This window comes from Sphingopyxis lindanitolerans (assembly GCF_002993885.1).
Lineage (GTDB): Bacteria > Pseudomonadota > Alphaproteobacteria > Sphingomonadales > Sphingomonadaceae > Sphingopyxis > Sphingopyxis lindanitolerans.
Map to the genome: position 1 here is coordinate 161074 of NZ_CM009578.1, position 14135 is coordinate 175208.

General features: G+C 63.9%; 13 protein-coding genes. 5 read left to right on the forward strand and 8 right to left on the reverse strand.

The annotated features are described in order from the left end of the window. Positions 1 to 53: 53 nt before the first annotated feature. A complete protein-coding gene (locus CVO77_RS00835) occupies positions 54 to 1490 on the forward strand; it encodes an aldehyde dehydrogenase family protein (RefSeq protein ID WP_105997461.1) in 1437 nt (478 codons plus the stop codon). 13 nt (positions 1491 to 1503) lie between these two features. Next, positions 1504 to 1929 (forward strand): hypothetical protein, encoded by a 426-nt coding sequence (locus tag CVO77_RS00840; RefSeq protein WP_106000543.1) that lies wholly within the window; start codon positions 1504 to 1506, stop codon positions 1927 to 1929. Positions 1930 to 1961: 32 nt separating this feature from the next. On the opposite strand, the gene CVO77_RS00845 is transcribed toward CVO77_RS00840, so the two are convergent. Genes CVO77_RS00845 through CVO77_RS00880 form a run of 8 tightly spaced genes read right to left on the reverse strand, consistent with a single transcriptional unit; the run spans position 1962 to position 11909 of the window. Continuing rightward, positions 1962 to 2696 carry a DUF3108 domain-containing protein gene (locus CVO77_RS00845; RefSeq protein ID WP_242446046.1) on the reverse strand — a complete coding sequence of 245 codons (735 nt, stop codon included), beginning with the start codon at positions 2694 to 2696 and terminating at the stop codon, positions 1962 to 1964. After that, entirely contained in the window at positions 2693 to 3061 is a 369-nt protein-coding gene (locus CVO77_RS00850; RefSeq protein WP_192878850.1) for a hypothetical protein, read from the reverse strand. The genes CVO77_RS00845 and CVO77_RS00850 overlap by 4 nt, the downstream gene beginning before the upstream one ends. Beyond that, positions 3058 to 4257, reverse strand: a complete 1200-nt coding sequence (locus CVO77_RS00855; RefSeq protein WP_105997463.1) for a class I SAM-dependent methyltransferase — start codon at positions 4255 to 4257, stop codon at positions 3058 to 3060. Before CVO77_RS00855 ends, CVO77_RS00850 begins: the two co-directional genes overlap by 4 nt. Next, the gene (locus CVO77_RS00860) at positions 4254 to 5384 is read right to left on the reverse strand and encodes a nitrilase-related carbon-nitrogen hydrolase (protein ID WP_105997464.1); all 1131 of its coding nucleotides are present in this window, start codon (positions 5382 to 5384) and stop codon (positions 4254 to 4256) included. Before CVO77_RS00860 ends, CVO77_RS00855 begins: the two co-directional genes overlap by 4 nt. A gap of 14 nt (positions 5385 to 5398) precedes the next feature. Then, positions 5399 to 6973 (reverse strand): FAD-binding oxidoreductase, encoded by a 1575-nt coding sequence (locus CVO77_RS00865; protein ID WP_242446047.1) that lies wholly within the window; start codon positions 6971 to 6973, stop codon positions 5399 to 5401. Beyond that, complete coding sequence (locus CVO77_RS00870; RefSeq protein ID WP_199797926.1) at positions 6960 to 8219, reverse strand: MFS transporter; 1260 nt, start codon at positions 8217 to 8219, stop codon at positions 6960 to 6962. The genes CVO77_RS00865 and CVO77_RS00870 overlap by 14 nt, the downstream gene beginning before the upstream one ends. A gap of 1 nt (position 8220) precedes the next feature. After that, positions 8221 to 9396 (reverse strand): serine hydrolase domain-containing protein, encoded by a 1176-nt coding sequence (locus CVO77_RS00875; RefSeq protein ID WP_158257959.1) that lies wholly within the window; start codon positions 9394 to 9396, stop codon positions 8221 to 8223. A 17-nt stretch (positions 9397 to 9413) separates the two neighbouring features. Beyond that, positions 9414 to 11909, reverse strand: a complete 2496-nt coding sequence (locus CVO77_RS00880; protein ID WP_106000546.1) for a TonB-dependent receptor — start codon at positions 11907 to 11909, stop codon at positions 9414 to 9416. Positions 11910 to 12025: 116 nt separating this feature from the next. Between CVO77_RS00880 and CVO77_RS00885 the strand changes: the two genes are divergently transcribed. From CVO77_RS00885 to CVO77_RS00895, 3 genes are all read left to right on the forward strand, one after another. After that, complete coding sequence (locus CVO77_RS00885) at positions 12026 to 12712, forward strand: hypothetical protein (protein ID WP_242446048.1); 687 nt, start codon at positions 12026 to 12028, stop codon at positions 12710 to 12712. An 84-nt stretch (positions 12713 to 12796) separates the two neighbouring features. Continuing rightward, on the forward strand, positions 12797 to 13627 hold the full coding sequence (locus CVO77_RS00890) for an HpcH/HpaI aldolase/citrate lyase family protein (RefSeq protein WP_242446049.1): 831 nt from the start codon (positions 12797 to 12799) through the stop codon (positions 13625 to 13627). Positions 13628 to 13631: 4 nt separating this feature from the next. Beyond that, the gene (locus CVO77_RS00895) at positions 13632 to 14129 is read left to right on the forward strand and encodes a MaoC family dehydratase (protein ID WP_242446050.1); all 498 of its coding nucleotides are present in this window, start codon (positions 13632 to 13634) and stop codon (positions 14127 to 14129) included. Positions 14130 to 14135 lie beyond the last annotated feature (6 nt).

The window sequence follows — 14135 nt, forward strand, 5'->3', positions numbered from 1 at the left end:
ACCAAAATGGTTCGCGACCGGCGAAGAGCCTGCCGCAGGTGGGAAACACAGCCATGACGCTTCCCGTCGTCAATCCGCGCACTGGCGCGGCCGATTACAGCATTGAACCGCTCGACGGCATGGCGATCGCGTCGCTGGCGGCACGGCTGCGCTCCGGTCAGCGGCAATGGGCGGCGTTGACGCCCGAAGCGCGCGGTTATGCCTTGCGTGCGCTGGCCGAAGCGATGGGCCGCCACCGCGCGGCGCTGATCGCGGCGCTGACCGCCGATACCGGGCGCGCGGCGATTTCGGTGATCGAGGCCGATTCGATGGTGCGCACGCTCATTCGCTGGGCGGACAGCGCGCCCGCCATCATCGCGGGCGCCGAAATGACGGGCCGGCAGACGGGCATCCCGACGATCACCACATCGACGCGACTGATTCCCTATCCGCTGGTCGGCGTCATCAGCCCGTGGAATTTCCCGCTGACACTGGCGCTGATCGACGCGATCCCGGCGCTCGCCGCGGGCTGCGCGGTCGTCGTCAAGCCGTCCGAAATCACCCCCCGCTTCATCCGCCCGCTGATGGCCGCGATCGCCGAGGTTCCGGCCATCGCCGCCGTGCTGGCGCTGATCGAGGGGGACGGCGCGACCGGCGCGGCGCTGGTCGAGCATGTCGACTATGTCGCCTTCACCGGATCGGTCGCGACGGGGCGCAAGGTCGGCGAGGCGGCGGCGCGCGCTTTCATCCCCGCCAGCCTTGAACTCGGTGGCAAGGATCCGATGATCATCCTTGCCAGCGCCGATCCCGAGCAAGCGGCGGAAACCGCGCTGCGGGCGTCGGTGGTCAATACGGGGCAGGCGTGCCAGTCGATCGAGCGCGTCTATGTCGCGCGCGCCATTGCCGATCGCTTCCTGGCCGCGCTGGTCGCCAGGGCGAAAGCGGTGCGGCTCAATCATCCCGATGTGAACCGCGGCGACATCGGCCCCTTCATTTTTGCGCGGCAGGCCGCGATCGTTCAGGCACAGATCGACGATGCGGTGGCCAAGGGCGCAAAGCTGCTCGCGGGCGGGCAGGTCGAGACGCTGGGCGGTGGCCGCTATCTGCGCCCGACCGTGATCGTCGACGTCACCCCAGACATGGCGATCATGACCGAAGAGACGTTCGGCCCGGTAATTCCCGTGACGCTGTTCGATAGCATCGACGAGGCGGTTCGCCATGCCAATAGCGGCATTTTCGGCCTGTCGGCCGCGGTGCTGGCGGGAAGCATCGAGGAGGCCGAAGCGGTGGCGGTGCGACTCGATGCCGGGGCGGTGTCGATCAACGACGGATCGCTGACCGCGATGGTCTGGGAGGCGGAAAAATCGAGCTTCGGCCAAAGCGGCCTCGGCCCGTCACGGATGGGCGACAGCGGCGTGCTGCGCTTTTTTCGCCGCCAGGCGATCATCCGGCAATCCGGCAGCGCGCTACCGCTCGCGGCCTATGCAGAGAAGGACATATTCAATGGATGATTTCAGGACGGCAATGCCGAACATGCTTCGGCACGAGGGCGTGTGGGAAGGCGAATATCGCCATGTCGACCGCGACGGCAGCCTGGTCGACTTCCACCATATGACCACGCGCTGCGAATTTCCGGCACACGGCGACGTCGCCTATATCCAGCATAATGTGCTGCGCTGGGATGATGGGCGTTCGGTGGAACGCAGTTTCGGCGGCGCGTTTCGCGACGGGCTGCTCTGGTGGGACACCGATCGTTTCCACGGCCATGGCTGGGAGACGATGGACGGCATCGTCATGCTGCGGCTCGATCGCAAGGACGAGCCGGGCGTGCGCTTTACCGAGATGATCGAACTCAGCGACGACGGCCGGACACGCGCGCGCACCTGGCAATGGTTTCGCGACGGAGTCCCGTTTCGGCGGACCTTGTGCGACGAATGGCGGGTCGATTGAGCGTTTAACGCCCGCCATTCGCGCGCGCTGGATCAGCGGTCGAGTTCGACCAGCTCGTACCAGGTCTGCATATAGCCCCCGACCCCGCCCTGGACGAAGATCGAGTCGCGGTCGGCGGTGACCCACATGTCATAATGCGGATGCGGGGTTCCGCCCATGCCGGGGCCTTCGTCGTCGACGAAGCGGAAGTGGCGGCAGTCGAAGGTGCCCGCCGCGACGGTGACGGTTTCTTCACCCACATATTCGAGCGCCATCACGACCTCGGCGATCATCGGCGGGGTGGCGCCGCGATGGTCGGGGGACGGAAGAAACAGGCGGAGTTTGCGGCGATGCGGACCTTTGGTCACGTCCATGCAGCGCGTGGTGTAGCCGTCGCCCGCGATGGGATGCGTGCCGAACCCCTCGATCGCGCCCTGATAGGCGAGACTCTGCGACAGTCGGCCGATCGTCGGACCATGGCTTTCGCATGTGACGACGCCGCCGTCGGTGCCGGGCTGGTGGTGGATCCAGCCCGATCCCATGAAGCGGTCGCCGATCGTCAGGTGAACATGGAGATCCTGCGGGCGGCCTTCGCTGTCCATCGCATAGACGATGTCGCGCAGCACCGTCGGAGCAGGCTCCTCGATCTCGCAGCGCGCGCGAAAGATGCTGCTGCCGTCGCCATGATGGGTGAAGCTGAACCACTCGCGCCCGCGTTCGCGGTCGAACATCTCGGGCTTTTTCGACGTATAGCGGATCAGGCCGCTGACCGTGCGATGCTGCATCATGTGTCGCGCATCCGCATATTCAGTTCGGCCAATGACGGCTCGGGTGCTGCCTGCATGGCTTCCATCTCCTGCTGCATGCCGCGCATGATCCGCGCGACATATTCCTTGGTCATCAGCGCGCGGTCATAGGCGGCGTCGCGATCGGGCGCATAAGCGTCGATGTCGGCGCGGCAGATCACCGCCTTGGTCTCCAGCAGCCGCTCGACCGTGTCGAGCCGCTCCTTGACCACCGCGAGCTCGCCCGCCAGCGCCATCACGATCGAAAGCGTGCGTTCGGCATGATAGTCGTTCAGCGTATCGGGGCGCTTGCCCTTGGCGCGGGCTCCGGCGCGGGCAATCCAATCGATGGGGTCGTCGTTGCTCATGCGTCTGCCTTCCAGGCTCCATAGGCGTTCCACGCCGCAGCGCGGCCGTGATCTTCGGTGTCCCCGGCGGGCGCCTGGGGGAAAATGTCGCGATCGACCACGGCGAGCACGCGCGCGGTAAACTGGCTGTCGCGCGGAAAGCCTGCGTCCGCCATGACCTGTTTCAGGTCGAGCGCGTGCATGGCCGACCAGCAGGGTTCGTTGTTGTTGAACGCATCCCAGTCGCGGATAAACTGTTCGTAAAGCGGCATGTCCGGATCATATTGCGGCTGTTCGAGGTGGAACATCAGGCCGCCGGGCGCCAGCACGCGCGCCGCTTCGGTGATGATGCGGGGCAGCGCCTTGCCCGACAGTTCGTGCAGGAACATCGTCGTTTGGACCCAGTCGAAATGACCGTCGGGAAAACGGCTCATATCCTCGGCATCCATCTGGATGAAGCGCAGATTGGTCGCGCCCAGCGCCTGCGCGCGGGCATGGCCATAGCGCAGCACCGCCGCGCCAGTGTCGATGGCGATCACCTCGGTGTCGGGAAAGGCGAGCGCGAGCGGCACGATATTATGGCCGATTGTGCAGCCCAGATCGAGGATGCGGCGCGGCGTCCAACCCGGGCGTTCCTTGGCGATCCATTCGACCAGCGCCTGCCCGCCGCCGTCGGTCAAGGCGCCGAGCGCGCCTGCGGTCGTGGCAAAGAAGCCGCTGTCGTAATTGGCGCCCGTCGACATATCACCGGCGCGTTCCTCGCCATAATAGCTGCCGGGCATGCAATGAATGTCGGCGGCGGTCATATAGGGCGGTTGCGCAAGGTCGGGATCCAGCTCGAGCGTGTCGCGGCCCTCGTTGAACTGGCGGACCTTCGCCGACAGCTCGTCGATCTGGCGCAGTGTGATCGCGCGGCCGTTCTGCTGGCGCATTTCCATCGAATTGCGCTTGAGCGCCGACCAATAGCGGTGCCAGTCGTCGGCGTTCATCGCATCGCGAATCTCGAAACGATCGGCGGGATCGCGGCCATGTTCGGCCCGGAAGGCGGGGAGGACGCGCGTGTCATAAGCGATCTTGTTGCCCGCGCCGAGCGCGCCCGACAGATATTTGTTGAGCGCGGCGAGATAGTTATAGCGCGCCGCTTCATCATGTGTCGGGGAAGGGAATACCGCGTGCCGGGCAACCGCCGAATAGGGCGGGGGGACATCCTGTTTCATATCAGACCTTCCTTTGCGAGGCGTTCGATCGCCTGTTCCTGAACCCGCAGGAAATGGTCGCGGTCGGGCACCTTGATCTTGCCGCCTTCGATCAGGCTGTCGGCGGGGTGCGGCGCTGTGCCGCCATAGATGGGTGCGAACAGTTCGAGCCGCTGGCGCGCGAGGAAATTGGTCATTCCCGGCTTGCGGCGCTGCGCGCGCAGGGCGTTAAGATCGATGTCGGCAAAAGCGGTGAAGGTTTCGCCGCTATTCGATTCGGCGAGCATATTGCCCTTGTAATCGATGATCGACGAATTGCCGTCGGCCGACGCCAGCGGCATCGCCGTCGCCTCGATCCCGCCGGTGTTCGCCGAGACGACATAGGCGATATTCTCGAACGCGCGGGCGCGCCGCGCGATCTGCTTGGGCGTTGCGAGCGGCGATCCGATCTCGGACGAGCTGTGAACGAAAATCTCCGCGCCGCGCAGCGCGTGGGCGCGCGCGATTTCGGGATAGAGGATTTCCTCCGACGCGATGGCCGCGAGGTTGCCGATCTCGGTCCGGGCAACGGGAAACACGCCGTCGATCCCATAGATGTCGAGATATTTGGACCAGACGTCGTGCGGCGTCGGCGCGAACATCGAATTGAGCCGCCGGTAGCGCAGCACGACCTCGCCGTTCGGCGCCACGACGAAACTGGTCTGGAAATAGAGGCCGGGGAAATTCGGATCGCGTTCATAGGCGTTGCCGGCGATGAACAGTTTCTGCGCCTGCGCCACCTTGCCCAGGGCGTCATATTCGGGGCCGTCGATGTCGAGCGCCGCCTTTTCGGCAAAATCGGGGATCGAGATGCGGCCAGGATAGCTGGTCAGCACATATTCGGGCAGCACGGCAAGCCGCACCGGGGTGCCGCCATATTGCTGGATGAAGATCGCGGACGAGCGGAGTTTGACTCCGATTTCCTCGATCATCGCGATCATCTGGGCACTCGCGCCCTTGCGGTCGGGCTGACGTTCGACCGAGCGTGCGGCGAGTTGCAGGGCCACGGCGGCAAAAGGCTTTGTCGCGGTCATCGCTTCAACCCTGGCCGGCCATGGCAGGCTGGCGGCGATCATCCCCGCCAGCGCATGTCTGCGATCGAGAATCATCCATCATCACCCCTTTATAGCCCGAGGCTGCCCGGATTCATAAGATTGTCGGGATCGACCGCGCGCTTGATCGCGCGCAGCAGGCCCCACGCCGCGTCGTCGCTCGCCGCGGCGAGTGGGTAGGCGCGCGCGACTTGCAAATGCGCGGCATCGAGGTCGCGGAAAATGCCGATGATGTCGCTGCGCAGCCGGGCGACGAGCGCGTGCGCCTCCGGATTTGGCGGGAAACGGCCCAGCTTTGCCAGATGATCGGGCTCGATCGAGCGGCAATGGATCGGCTCCAGCGCGTCGGGCCAGAAAAAGACCGGCTCGATCAGGCAGGTCTGGCGGCTGACCGCGGCGAGCATCGCCCCCGCCGCGATCCCCTGCGCCTCCATCGCGGCGCGCTCGTCCGCGAACAGCGCCTGAATGCGGTTCCAGCCCTCGACCAGCCGACTGTGCGGCAGCAGCCCGTGGACCGGAACCCAGCGCTCGCCGCCCGGCCCGACCATCGAATTGACCGGCGGAAAGGGGTTGGCACGCAGGATCTTGGGGATCGTATTTTCGATCGGCTTCCCGCCGTGCCGGACCGCGATCGCCTCGATCGCCATCATATCGGCGTCGACCGCGCTCTGGTGGCGCCCTTCTGCGATCAGGTGGAGCGAGAAGGGGACATCGTCGAGGAAAGCGCGCCCCGCCGCGACAACCTTGGCGCCTTCCTTCAGCGCCTTCAGCACCGATCCTTGCGCCTTCATCATGTTGACGAGCGATTTGGCGTCCTTGGTCAGGCTGTCGCGCTTCACCCGCTGCGCCTGAAGATAGGGATCGAAACCGAAATTTTCGGACGCGAGGCCTTCGCGCGCGATTTCGCTCATCGCTCCGAAATAGGCGGCGGCGTCGGGAAAGGCGAACGAGCCATAAGCAAAGGCGGCGCCGTCGCGGACCAGCTTGAGCGTGATCGTCGCCTTCACCCCCAGCGCGCCGCAATCGGCGGCGAACAGCCCGGTGATGTCGGGGCCGAAGGGACGGAAGAAATCGCCGCCGGTCGACAGGATGCGGCCATCGGCGAGCACGACCTCGAAGCATAGCGCGGCGTCGACGACGGTGCCGCCCGCCGCGCCCCAAAAGACGCCATTCTGGCTCATTCCGCCGCCGACCGTGGCCCGGATGCCCGACAGGGTGCCCCAGGCGAGCGTGCGCAGCCGCCGGGGCTTCAGCGCCTGATGCAATTGCGCCCAGGTGCAGCCCGCCTCGACCGTGACCGTCATATCCTCTTCGTTGATGTCGAGAATGCGGTTCATCGCGCCGGTGTCGATCAACAGCGCGCCGGGCTGGTCCGCCAGATAGCCGCCGGTATAGCTCATCCCGCCGCCGCGCGGGACGACGGCGATGCCCTGCGCGGTGGCCGCGGCGATGCCGCGGGCGAGCATGGCCTTGTCGGTCGGCCGGAACACCGCAAGCGCCAGCGCGCCATCGCTGAACACGTCCTGCGAATAATAGCGCAGTTCGTCGGCATCGCGGACCAGGGCATCGGGACCGACCGCCGCGGTCAATGCCGCGAAAACATCGCTCCTGGCCTCGATCGTCGTCGCCATGTCAGCTTGCCTCATTCGCGGCGGGATAGCGGCCCAGCGTGAGGAGCAGCGAGCCACCGATCACGAACATCACCATCGCGGCGGCCAGCATCGGGTCATAATTGCCGCTCCGGTCGCGGACGATGCCGTAAAGGATGGGCGAGATCGCCGAGCCGATGGCGAAGGGCATGTAGAGCACGCCATAGATGCGGCCATAATGCACCATGCCGAAATATTTGGCGGCGAGATAGGCGATGACGTCGGATTCGGCCCCGGCGGCGAAGCCGAGCAGGAAGCCGCCGACGATGACGTGCCACAAGGCGGCGTCGGTGCCCATCAGCACCCAGCAGGCAATGGCGGGGAGCAGCAAGGCCGGAAAGGCGACGCCGGGCGCCCAGAAACGATCGAAGAGATAGCCGATGAGCAGGCGTCCGGTCAGGATGCCGATCGCCACCACGCCGAGCACGCTGGCCGCCACTTCCACCGAAAAGCCATGCAGGCCGACGATCTGTGCGATGTGGATATGCGCGCCGCCATAGGCGAGGGCGATGAGCAGGATCGACGCCAGCAAGACCCAGAAGCGATAGCCGCGCGCCGCCTCGCCCAGCGTCAGGCCGAAAACGGTGCCGCTCGCATCGGAGACCCCGGCGGGACGCTCGTCGGGTCGTGGTTCGCGGAACCAGGCGAACGCCAGCGGCAGGGCGACGAGGAGCGGCAGCAGCGCCACCACCGGAAAGGCGAGGCGCCAGCCGCCGGCCGAAATCGCGGCCTGCGCGATTTGCGGCACGACCATCGCCGCAAGGCTCGTGCCGAGCAGCATGATGCCGAGCGCAAGGCCGCGATGGCGGTTGAACCACATGCTGATCGCCCGGCTCCATGTCACCGGCGTCGATCCGATGCCGATGGCGCCGAGAACCGCCCAGAACAACAGGTAGCCGGTCTTGGACGCCGGGAGGAAATAGAAGGATGCGAAGATGATGGCGAACAGCAACAGCGACCACAGCACGACCGGGCGGACCCCGTGACGGTCGGCGAGGCCGCCGTAAAAGGGCGCGAACAGTGCGGCGATGATGCCGAAAACGGTCACGCCGGCGCTCGTCGATGCGAAATCCCAGCCGAATTCGCTACTGATCGGCCCGAGGACGAGCGGCAGCACATTGAACGGCAGCGGCGAGGCGCCGCAGGCGACGCCGATCAGCGCCGCCGCCAGCGGCTTGGCGCCCAGTTTGAATTCGGAGCGCGGCACGCTTGTGCCGCCTGCGGCGTGGGCCGTCAAAACCATCTTATTTCATCCCGCGGATCAATATATTGGGGATCAGGGCTTCGTTCCACGACGGCGGCCAGCTTTTTCCCGCGCGCATGATCACCAGCTTTTTCGAGGGGATGATCCATACGCGCTGGAACCCATGACCGCGAAGGGCGATGATGTCCGGCGCCGCGAAGGGCTCGCTTTGCCAACTGTCGTCGGGCGCCAGATGGGACGGTCGCTCGGCTTCCACCTTCTGGTCGCCCAGCCAGATCTGATAGCCATAGCCCTTATAGGGGGCCGATGGTTTGATCATCGCGGCAATCCACGATGCCGGGACGATCTCCCGTCCCTCCCATTTGCCGTTCTGGAGGATCAACTGGCCGATCTTGGCCCAATCGCGCGGGTGCGACAGGATGCAGCAGGCCGTGATCGGATGACCCTCGGGCTTGTCGAGATAGAGGTGGGCGTCGCGCAGGCCGAGCGGGGCCCAGAGCTTGCGCGACAGATAATCGGCATAGCGTTCGCCCGTGGCCCGCTCGACGATGAGGCCGAGCAGGTTGCTGCCGTTATTATTATAGTCGAAGGTTTGGCCCGGCGGCACCTTGGCCCGCAGGGTCAGGATCGGCGCATGGAAGTCCGAACCGAAATGTTGCCGCGCTGCCGGATTTTCAGGGGTCAGTTCATAGCCGAAGCCCTCTTCCAATTGGGCCAGCCCGCTCGCCATGTTGAGAAGATTTTCGATCGTTATCTTGCCGCGCGGATCGCCGCGCCATTCGGGCACATAGCGTTCGACCGGGTCGTCGACCGACCGGATCTTGCCGTCGGCGATCGCGGCGCCGACCAGAAGCGCCAGCACGGTCTTTGACATCGATTGCGGATTGAACACACTGTCGGGGCCATTGTCCCGCCAATAATGTTCATATTCGACGGCTCCATCGCGCATCACGATCAACGCCGTCGATCCCTGTGCCTCGGCATAGCTCGCCGCTGCGGCAAGGGCGGTGGAGGCGATGGCTTTTGTCGAGGGGGCGGCGACCGGGATCGAAGTGTCCCCGCCGCCCGCCACGCGTTCGGTCGGATCAAACCATTCGGGCGGGGCCGTCAGAGCATCATAGCCGGCGTCGATAAAGCTGTTGAATCTCTTATCGAAAACGGGGTCCGGCGAGGTGGCCGCTATCAAAAGCGGCGCACCCACCAGCAGGAGCAACAACGACCTCGCATATCGCATCAGAAATTGATCCGACCGCGAATGGTCCAGGACATGGGCGGGTTCAGATAGTTGAAGTTCGCCAAGGATGTCTGGACAAAGGCCCTATTGAAGCAATTGGTGCAATTGGCCGAAATCTGCCACTTGTTGTCCGGCCCGTTGAGCGCCAGTCCGGCGTTGATCAACCAGCTCGCCTGGCTCGCCGAACCGGTAATGAAATCGCCGCTGTAGGGATTGGCGGGGAAGGTGCCGTTCGTTCCCGTGATCGACCCGGTATAAAGCGAGTAGTTCGACGTGCTGACTTCGAAATCCGAACGGTAACTTGCGTTCACCGACGGAACCAGCGTCATATCCGACGGCAGGGCAAAGGCATAGCTTCCGCCCAATGCAAGCGACCAGTCCGGCGTGCGCACCGGGGTGGCCAGATTGCCGTCAGGCCCGATAATACCGGCCGCGCACGACCCGGCATTGGGGCCGCCGGGAATATTGCCCGCCGCGAGCTGGGCCAGGCAATCGCGCTGCTGCGCGGCGACCGACTGGATGCCGTAAATATCGACGTCGGGCGCATTGCGATCGATGATATATTTGTCGTTCTGATACCCGAAATTCGCAAACAGGTTCAATTCCGGCGTCGGCGCGAACGTCAGTTCGCCTTCGACGCCATAGTTGCGATAATCGGCAAAATTGCGGGTGATGAAGGTGATCGAGCCATTGGGGGCGATAAAGGCCGACGGCGTCTGGAGACTGGTGACGTCGGACCAATAGCCGGTCAGGTTCACGCGCACTTTCCGGTCGAACCATTCGGACTTGATACCGCCTTCATAGCTCCAGACCTTTTCGGGGCCGAACGGCAAAAGCTGGCTGGGCGTGGTCGCGCGGGCGTTCCAGCCGCCCGATTTGAAACCGCGCGTCGCCGATGCGAAGAGCAGGATATCTTCGGTTGGCTTGATGTTGACGGCAAAGCGCGGCGTCCAGATCTTGGTGGTCTGGCTGGTCGGGATGGCTTCCCCCGACGGCCCGAACAAATTGGCGTCGTTGAGGCAGGTCGCCTCGATCGTGCCGTCGTTGCAACTCGCCCGATTGTCGCTGACGTGGAAGGACTTGGTTTCGTCGGTATAGCGAATGCCGGCCGTCAGCGTAATGGCATCGGTGATGTTGAAATCGGCCTGCGCATATCCGGCATAAGCCGTGGTATTATTGCGGATAATATCGTCATTCAGCAGGATCGTCAGCGCCGGGGACAGCGTGAAGACACCCGCATAATCGGTCTTGTTCCGTTCATCCATATAATAGAGGCCGGTGACGAAATTGATGCGTCCGTTCAGCAATTCGCCGTTGATCTTGATTTCCTGCGTGAACTGCTGGTTCAATCCGTCGTTCAGATAGACGAACCCGCCTCTTGGATAGCCCCGGACGGGCGGCCGGGGGACGGCAAGGCTGGGTGCGCCGCGTCCATCGAAGAAGTCGAGCGCATATTGCTGCACCTGATTCACATATCCGGTGATGAGGTTGAGCGAGATATCCGACGACAGATCAATCTCCAGATTCGAGGTGATCAGATCGGTTCCCGTGCGATTGCCCTGAAGATAATTGGCCTTGCGGCCAGCGACCTGAACCGGCGCATAGGGCGACGTCGCCGCCGACCCGCCCGCGGGCAGCCCCGTCGTGATGAAGCGCCCCTTGCAGTCGCTGAGGTCTCCCGGGTTGCAGTCATAGTTCATGATGTTTTCGCCATTGGCGGCGATATGGGCATAGGAACCGGTCCAGCGCGCCCACGGGGCCATCTCGCCCTTGACGCCAAGGCGGATGCCCCAGCCGTCATCGTCGTTCAAACGGTCGCCGGTCGTGACATTTCTCGCATAGCCATCGTCATTCTGATAATAGCCGCTGAGCTTGATCGCGAAGGTATCGGCCAGCGAAATATCCTTCGACCCGCGGGCCAGCCGCTTGTTGAACCGGCCATAGCCGATTTCGGCATAGCCGCTGCCGTCATGACCAGGATCGCGCATGATGACGTTGATGGCGCCGCCGGTTGTGTTGCGACCGAATAATGTTCCCTGCGGCCCGCGCAGAACCTCGACGCGCTCGACATCGAACAGGCTGAGATTATTGGCATTCTGCCGCGAAAGATAAATATCGTCGACATAGGTTCCAACCGGCGGGTCGAACGTGGCGATGGTTTCGGTATTGCCGAGCCCGCGCAGATAATAGGCGTTCGCCGAGCCAATCCCCGTATTGTTCATCGAGACGAGGTTCGGAACGAACTGGCCAAGCTCCAATGTGTTGGAAATGCCCTGTTCGCGCAGCTGGTCGGACGAGAAAGCGGAAATTGCGATCGGGACATCCTGCACGCTTTCCGCCCGGCGCTGGGCGGTAACGATGATGTCCTGGATACCGCTCGCCTTCTCATCGTCGGCGGAGGCCTGTTGTTCGTCGGGGGCGGTTTGTGCGTGAAGCGGCGCGGCGGACAGGCCGGCGGACAGCAGGGCGGTGGTAGCCAAAAGCAACTGTTTCATGTCGTTCTCCCTCGTTCCGATCACGGCGATCATTGCGTGTCGCCTCTTGTGATTTGTCCGGACAACTTTCATGTTGAAGAAAGGCTGTCAAGCCGCAATGGCAGGGAATGGGAGAGATGATGATGTCGCTGAACGATCTGGCCTATCCGATGATGGTCTATTTCCATTTGATATTGTTCGTTATTTGGCTCGGCGGCGATATCGGCGTATTCTTGGCCGGTCAGCAGTTTCGCAAGCGGACTCGCTATTCGCTCGATCAGCGACTCGCGCTCCTGCGGCTCTTGGTCGGCATCGATATGTTCCCGCGTTCGGCCTGGGCGCTGATGGTGCCGTCCTCGTTGACGCTGCTGGTCCTGGGTGGATTCTGGGCGCTGCCGCTCGCCGCGCTGGCGGCCGCCTGGGCGACGGGTTTCGTCTGGCTCTGGCTCATCTGGGACGCGCATCATCACGATATGACGCCCCGCGCGGTGCGCAACCGGCGGATCGAAAGCTGGCTCAAATATGCGATTGCCGTCGGCTATCTGGCGCTGGGCACGGTCTCGCTCACCAGCGGCGCGCCGCTGGCGCCGCCCTGGCTGGCGGCAAAAGCCTTGCTGTTCGGCCTGATCTTTGTCGCCGCCATCCTGATCGACGTCTGTTTCAAACCCGTCGGACCGCAATTGGCGCGTCTGATCGAGCAGGGATCGAGCGACGCGACCGAGGGGCCGTTGCTCCGCACGATGGACCGCACGCGGATATGGGTTTTCGTCGTTTATGCGCTGTTGATCGCCGTTTCCTTTATCGGAGCGGTCAAGCCCTTCTGATGAAATTCGCCCTTTCCGACATTTGCGCTTGACTTATAAGTTGTCCGGACAAATTCTTAAAGCCGCAATCAGGGAGATTCATTCGTGACCACGGCCAATGGCCTTTCGTCGATGCTGTTCGTGCCGGGTTCGAAGCCCGAGCGATTCGAAAAGGCGCTGGCGAGCGGCGCCGATGCCGTGTGCATCGATCTGGAGGATTCGGTTCCCGAGGCGGGCAAGGTCGGCGCGCGTACGGCGGCGATCGCAGCGCTGGCCGGCGGCGACCGGCGCCTGGCCATGCGCATCAACGGCCTGGCGACCCGCGCCGGGCTGGAAGACCTGCTCGCGCTCGACGATGCGGCGACGCTGCCCGCCCTGCTGTTCGTTCCGATGGTCGAAAGCGACGCGCAACCGGCGCTCGTTCGCGCGGTGCTGGGCGACCGCGCCCCCGGCATCGTCCCGTTGATCGAGACGGTGAAGGGGTTGCGCGCGGCGCCGGACATCGCGGCGGCGCCGGGCGTGGCCGCGATGATGTTCGGCGGCGGCGACCTGTCGGCGGACCTTGGGGTGATGCTGGCGTGGGAGCCGCTGCGCACCGCGCGCGGACTGTTCGTCATGGCCTGTGCGGGCGGCGGCATTCCGGCGATCGATGTGCCTTTCCTTGCCCTCGACGATGCCGACGGACTGCGCGCCGAGGCCGAGGCCGCGAAAGCGATGGGCTTTACCGGCAAGGCGGCGATCCATCCGGCACAGGTCGCCGCGATCAATGCCGCGTTCCGCCCGACGGCGGACGAGATCGCCGAAGCCGAAGAGGCGCAACGGGTTTTCGACGCGGCCGGCGGGGCCGCGGTTCGTTTCAATGGTCGCATGCTCGAAACACCGATCATGCGACGCTATCAAAGGATATTGGCAATGCGGAGTATGCAAGATGCGTGACGGTGTGATCGAGGTCGGGCCGCAGCGGTATCGCGAAAGTTTTGGCCGCTACTACGAGGAATTTGTTGTCGGGGACGTGTACGAGCACCGCCCCGGCCGGACGATTACCGAGACCGACAACACCTGGTTCACCCTGCTGACGATGAACACGCATCCGGCTCACTTCGATTTCGAATTTGCGAAGAAGACCGAGTTCAAAAAGCCGCTGGTCTGTTCGCCGCTGACGGTAGCGATCATGACCGGGCAGAGCGTTTCCGATGTCAGCCAGAAATCGGTCGCCAATCTCGGCTGGAAGGAAATCCGTCTGTTGAAGCCGGTCTTTGCCGGCGACACGATTTATTCGGAGACCGAGGTGCTGGAAAAGCGCGAATCGGGTAAGCGCCCCGAACAGGGCATCGTGACCATCAAGACCATCGGCAAGAATCAGCATGGCGAAGTCGTGTGCGATTTCGTCCGCGTCATGCTGATCTGGAAGCGCGGCTTCGGCCCGGTCGATGATTGAGGAAGC